This is a genomic window from uncultured Romboutsia sp. (assembly GCF_958366745.1).
Classification (GTDB): Bacteria; Bacillota; Clostridia; order Peptostreptococcales; family Peptostreptococcaceae; genus Romboutsia; species Romboutsia timonensis.
This window is the reverse complement of the sequence record NZ_CATXCO010000169.1, coordinates 1-5,269: the sequence shown is the minus strand read 5'-3', so window position 1 is coordinate 5,269 and position 5,269 is coordinate 1. Positions and strand designations below refer to the sequence as shown.

Sequence of the window (5,269 nt, the reverse complement as noted above, 5' to 3'; positions counted from 1 at the left end):
TTGATGTTATAGGTATGGATGCTTTTAAGAGTTTAGTTAAGTTTGCTGGTGGGAGCAATTTGTATATTCCTAATGAAGCAAGTCTTGTTAAGGGTGTTAGAAATAGAATGATTAGAGATAGCTTTGATGGGGATTATAGAAAGGTTTCTAGGAGGTTTGGGATTAGTACAGCTCAGGTTAGAAATATTGTTAATTATAAGTGATAAAAACCCTGTCAAAAATACCGACGGGGTTTGTTGTTTATCTATTACTTATAAACCTTATTAAAAGTGGGAAAAAATATTATATATTTAAATGATAATAAGGAGTTGTAAAAATTGGACAATATATGTCAACTATGCGATAGAAAAGTAGATAAACTAACAAAACATCATTTACTACCTAGAGAAGAGGGAGGAAATGAAGAACATATATCTTACATATGTTCAGATTGCCATAGACAAATACATGCTTTATATACTAATAAAGAACTTGCTATAAGGTTAGATAGTATAGATAAATTAAAGAATGATGAAAAAATACATAAATACTTAAAGTTTATAAAAAAGCAACCTGCTAGTAAAATAGCTACAATAAAAAAATCTAGGAATGTAAGAAGATCATAGATAGGTATTGTGAAATTTTACATAATTACTGAACTACGAAGAAACCATAAATGATGAAGAGTTTTCATTTGATAATGAAGGTAGTGGAGATATATCTAAAAAACTTAGATATGTAAGGCTTGTACCTGTTAAAAAATATTTAAATAAAATAGATAAAGTAAATAGTAATAAATTAAAAGAGTATGGAGTAAAAGGATTTGCATTCCAAATTGAATTATCTCAGGAGACTATTGATTATTTAAATAATATATAAAAACTAAAAATATGTTTACAAAATATTATAAAATGCATACAATAATATTAACAGTACTCACGACGCCTATCTCAAGTTTACTTGATGAAGCGAACCTTGGTGAGTCTTTTTTTTATAAAATATCGGAGATGACAGAATGAATGATTCCCTTATAATTGGAAAAAACAGTTATTAGGAGAAAGTATTATAAAGTATATCATTTGAATTAGCATCTACTTTTGATTTAGATGTGGATATAAAAATAAGTGTTGATGGAAATTCAGCTATAAATCAAAATGGTATACCTTACAATGCACCTATATCATTTAAGGTTCCTAAAAAACAAGCACAAGAGGCTAGAGAGATTGTAAAATTAGTAAAGAAGCATTATCTATGTAGATAATTAATATAGTTTAATATGTAAATTAAAATACCCTGTCGTAAATACCGACAGGGTATTTTTTAGTTTATAGATTTAATTTAAGGAATTTAATGAATGTTAAGGAAGAATTTCAAAAATAGTACCTTTGTTTAAATCAGTTACTTTAAAAGAGCCATAAACACCTAAATAAAGTCTGGTTTGATTCATATTTGTACCTAAACAAACATAATAAGATGATTCAGATCCAAAATTATAATCGGTTTCAATAATACTAAAATCATTTAGCTTACAACTTCTTGTTGGTCTTGTATAAGCTAAAACTCCTCTTACTGGAGGTTTCGACTCTTCATTTTGGGCAAAATCAGTAAACACAACACTTCCTGTTAAATCTGGTATTCTGTTTCCCATATATGGTTGAACACCTGTAAGTGCAGAACCACTCAACTTATCTGGTTGTGAATCTTTATGAAAATAGCAAACAAGAGGTAAAAGACGCTGTGTTGAAGTTTTTACTGCTTCGTTGTAATAAGCAGTTGTTATATCATTCAAAGTTGAACTATTAGAGCATTCTGCTATAAGGGAAGTAGGAAAATCACCTTCCCATCCTCGCCATCCAAAATTAATAAACTTTTCTTTTTCAGGTTGGGATTTTAAATAAGATTGAACAAGTTGAGTAACAGGTATTGGTCTATAATTAACAAATGAAAAAATTGATTCTACCAAATCTTGACCAACATTGCCCACATATTTTATATATTGGTTATGAAACCTTTGAAATGAAATGCCAGGTATATTACGAACTCCTTTGGCCATTACTGTAAGGGTTTCTTGAATAGATATAGGAAGTTCATCAAAGCGTGTGACTACAGGTGGGTTATTTACTGATGTATTCTTAGTTACATCTATTTCAATTATTTTACCGCAGATTTCAATATTATTCTGACTTAAGTTAAATGGATCATAGCCTGAGCCACCATCTCCAGTTGTTAAAACAAGTTTTCCAGTTTCAGGTGAAAAGTTTAAGCTATTGACACCATTATGATTGAGAAATGGTCTTCTTAGATTAAGTAGTGTTCGTCTTTTTGTAGATTGACCGTTGGGTTTAAAACCCATTCTTCAAATGAGAATAGCTTTTTCATTATTATAGTAAAACTATGTGTATTTCTAACTTTATAACATTTATGTATTTATTATAGCATTGTTATTAATTGCTAGATAATATGATATAATGTAAAAAGATAATAGAAAGGATGTGTAATAATGGCAACAATCGGATTTGAAGAAGAATTATGGGCAAGTGCTGATAAATTAAGAAATAATATGGATGCAGCAGAATATAAACACGTAGTATCACGTAGTATTAGGATTAATATTTTTAAAATACGTTTCAGATACATTCATGGAAAAATATAAAGAACTACTAGAAGAAGATGAAGAATTTGCAGAAGATATGGATGCATACTTAGCAGAAGGAGTATTCTGGGTACCAGAAATAGCTCGTTGGGATTACATAGCAAAACACTCAAAACAAGTAGAAATAGGACAAATAGTAGATAGTGCCTTAGATGCAATAGAAAAAGAAAATGATTCACTAAGAGGAGTATTACCTAAAAACTACTCTAGACCAGAACTAGATAAAAGAATATTAGGAGAAATAATAGACTTATTTACTAATATAAATGTAGGTGGTAAAGAAGGAAAAGAAAAAGATATATTAGGTAGAGTATACGAATACTTCTTAGGTAAATTTGCAGCTAACGAAGGTAAAGGTGGAGGAGAATTCTATACACCAAAATCTATAGTTGCACTTATGGTAGAAATGATTCAGCCTTTCAAAGGATATGTATACGACCCTGCTTGTGGAAGTGGAGGTATGTTTGTTCAATCACTTAAATTCGTAGAAGAACATAGTGGAAGTACATTTGATATAAGTGTATATGGACAAGAAAGTAACCCTACAACATGGAAATTAGCAAAAATGAACTTAGCTATAAGGGGAATAGAAAATAACTTAGGAAGTAAAAATGCAGATACATTCCACGAAGACTTACACAAAAACTTAAAGGCAGACTATATACTAGCAAACCCACCATTTAACCAAAGCGACTGGGGACAACCGTTATTAGTAGATGATGCTAGATGGAAATGGGGAACACCACCTGCTGGTAATGCTAACTACGGTTGGATAGAACATATGCTAGATAAACTTAGTCAAAAGGGGAAAGCTGGAGTGGTTCTTGCCAATGGTTCGCTATCTTCTAATACTTCTAATGAGGGAGAAATAAGAAGAAAAATATTAGAAGATGATTTAGTAGATTGTATAGTAGCATTACCTGATAAGCTATTTTACACTACTGGTATACCTGTATGTATATGGTTCTTTAATAGAGATAAAAAGCACAAAGGACAAACTTTATTTATAGATGCTCGTAAAATGGGTGATATGGTAAATAGAAGGTTAAGAGAATTAAGTGATGAAGATATTAAAAAGATAGCTAATACTTATATAGCTTGGCAAAATGAAGATGGATATGAAGATGTTCAAGGCTATTGTAAGGTGGCAAGTATTGATGAGATAAAGGAACATGATTATATACTTACTCCTGGTAGATATGTAGGTATTGAGGAAGTAGAAGATGATGGGGAGCCATTTGAGGAAAAGATGGAAAGGTTAACTAATACTTTGGCTAATCAGTTTAAGAAGTCTAGGGAGCTTGAGGAAGAGATAAGAAAGCAACTTGGAGGAATTGGATATAAATTATAAAATTACTACAGTAAATAAAATATTTTATAAGGAGGCTAAATATGGAATTTAGAGATTATCTATACTTAGATAAAGATAGGATAAATAAGTATTATAAACAAATAGGAGGAATTATACCTGATATTGATAAAGAAATAGTCGAAAAGAATGTAAAATTTGATGGTAATATCGGGATTAAACCTATAATAAAAGCTAATGGAGATCATATAAGTAAATTTCATACTGAAAAAAATAGAACTTATGATACTGAAGATATATTGAAGTTATTGGAAGTAAAGATATTGGATGAAAATAAAAATATATTTTTCGATTTATCAGATACTGATATAAACTTAGATACTATATTAAAAGGAAGTATAATAAAGTTTGAACAAAGAATAGAAGTACCGTATGAGTTTGATGAGATAGATTTTATAAAATCTATTCTAAATAATCCTACAACATCAGGTGAATTTATAAAAGATATAGTAAATAATAATTCATCTGAAGAAGAACTTTTTAGATCTTTGGTTAAAGACGGAAGACAAATACCGGTATATTTTAATTTAAATGAATCTAAATTATATTCAAATATAAAATCAGAAAATTTAACTATTGATTATGAAGAGTTCGAAAATTATATAGGTGAAGAAATTACAATTTTAGCTAAAGTAGAAAAAAATGAGAGTAGCGATAAGATAAAAATATATGATAGATATAAAGATTTATTTAATATAAATAGAGCTATGAGAAGGCATATAGAAGGTGAAGATGGTGATATCTATATAGATGGTCCTGGTAAGAAGATATCTATAATTGCAATGTATACATAAAACTTAGACAAACAACTTGGAGGTCACAATATGAGTTGTACAGAATGGAAAGAATATAAATTAGATGAAGTATATGAAGTTTCAAATGGGTTATCAAAAAAAAGAGAAGAATTTGGATTTGGATATGAATTTTTAGCATTTACAGATGTATTTAATAATTATTTTGTTCCACAAACACTAGATAATTTAGTTAATTCATCTGAAATGGAAAGAGTAAAGTGTTCAATAAAGAGAGGAGATGTATTTCTTACTAGAACTAGTGAGAAATTAGATGAGTTAGGTAGAAGTTGTGTGGCTCTTAAAGATTATCCTAATGCTACCTTTAATGGTTTTACAAAAAGGCTTAGACCTATAGGAAATGTAGAAATATTACCTGAATATGCTGGGTATTATTTTAGATCACTTAAATTTAGAAATGCAGTAACAAGTATGTCATCAATGACAACAAGAGCGAGTTTAAATAATGATATGATT

7 protein-coding genes and 1 pseudogene are annotated in these 5,269 nt (G+C 29.3%); 7 read left to right on the top strand and 1 reads right to left on the bottom strand.

Going from position 1 to position 5,269, the window contains the following annotated elements; genetic code table 11:
• The 3 genes from Q5F54_RS10255 to Q5F54_RS10245 form a co-directional block, all read left to right on the top strand.
• A partial coding sequence (locus Q5F54_RS10255) for a Mor transcription activator family protein (protein WP_302334366.1) occupies window positions 1–203 on the top strand: 203 nt, incomplete at its 5' end.
• A gap of 114 nt (window positions 204–317) precedes the next feature.
• The gene (locus Q5F54_RS10250) at window positions 318–605 is read left to right on the top strand and encodes an HNH endonuclease (RefSeq protein WP_281538220.1); all 288 of its coding nucleotides are present in this window, start codon (window positions 318–320) and stop codon (window positions 603–605) included.
• A gap of 482 nt (window positions 606–1,087) precedes the next feature.
• Window positions 1,088–1,240, top strand: coding sequence for a hypothetical protein (locus Q5F54_RS10245; protein ID WP_281538221.1), 153 nt, complete (start codon window positions 1,088–1,090; stop codon window positions 1,238–1,240).
• A 96-nt stretch (window positions 1,241–1,336) separates the two neighbouring features.
• On the opposite strand, the gene Q5F54_RS10240 is transcribed toward Q5F54_RS10245, so the two are convergent.
• Window positions 1,337–1,942: a hypothetical protein gene (locus Q5F54_RS10240; RefSeq protein ID WP_302169791.1), complete on the bottom strand. Its 606-nt coding sequence runs from the start codon at window positions 1,940–1,942 to the stop codon at window positions 1,337–1,339.
• Between the two features lie 537 nt (window positions 1,943–2,479).
• Between Q5F54_RS10240 and Q5F54_RS13090 the strand changes: the two genes are divergently transcribed.
• From Q5F54_RS13090 to Q5F54_RS10225, 4 genes and pseudogenes are all read left to right on the top strand, one after another.
• On the top strand, window positions 2,480–2,632 hold the full coding sequence (locus Q5F54_RS13090) for a hypothetical protein (RefSeq protein WP_330668357.1): 153 nt from the start codon (window positions 2,480–2,482) through the stop codon (window positions 2,630–2,632).
• A complete protein-coding gene (locus tag Q5F54_RS10235) occupies window positions 2,619–3,983 on the top strand; it encodes an N-6 DNA methylase (RefSeq protein WP_331562693.1) in 1,365 nt (454 codons plus the stop codon). Before Q5F54_RS13090 ends, Q5F54_RS10235 begins: the two co-directional genes overlap by 14 nt.
• A 41-nt stretch (window positions 3,984–4,024) precedes the next feature.
• The gene (locus Q5F54_RS10230) at window positions 4,025–4,795 is read left to right on the top strand and encodes a hypothetical protein (RefSeq protein WP_281538222.1); all 771 of its coding nucleotides are present in this window, start codon (window positions 4,025–4,027) and stop codon (window positions 4,793–4,795) included.
• 30 nt (window positions 4,796–4,825) lie between these two features.
• Window positions 4,826–5,269, top strand: a pseudogene (locus Q5F54_RS10225) (restriction endonuclease subunit S); the annotation flags it as partial.